1 protein-coding gene is annotated in these 489 nt (G+C 48.1%); it reads left to right on the forward strand.

The annotated features are described in order from the left end of the window. Positions 1–51: 51 nt before the first annotated feature. On the forward strand, positions 52–489 hold a 438-nt coding region (locus tag DEQ92_RS22185), incomplete at its 3' end, for an Eco57I restriction-modification methylase domain-containing protein (protein ID WP_233516947.1).

Genomic DNA, 489 nt, shown 5'->3' on the forward strand with positions numbered 1-489 from the left:
CTTAGCGATCAGTTGGAAAAGCTCACAACGGAACTGGAAACTCAGTTAGCTGTGAAAGAGAAGGGAGGCTGGATGACTGAAGCGGCAGAAGCAGCGGACTCTACCTTTACGTGGACTACGAATATCCCGGAGGTGATTCTGGACGGTGGCTTTGATATCGTCATTGGAAACCCACCGTACGAGGGTCAGGAAGGAGCAGAATACAAGGGCGAACTTGGAGATTTCTACTCGGAAAAAGAAGGGTTCAGGTACTACTCTAAAACAGATCTTTTCCAATTTTTCGTCCACCGTGGATACGAGCTCGCCAATAGCGATGGAGTATTCACATACATAATGTCGGATACCTTCTTCACCCAAATCAACAAAACTGACGTTCGATCCACTCTACTTGACGAGTTGGACGAACTGACTCGGGTGAACCCGGATGCCTTTGATGCATCCGTGGAGACAGCAATATTCTCACTGAGTAAGTCCGGCAACAAGTCGAAC

Origin of the sequence: Haloferax sp. Atlit-6N (assembly GCF_003383195.1) — an archaeon.
GTDB classification, from domain to species: Archaea; Halobacteriota; Halobacteria; order Halobacteriales; family Haloferacaceae; genus Haloferax; species Haloferax gibbonsii.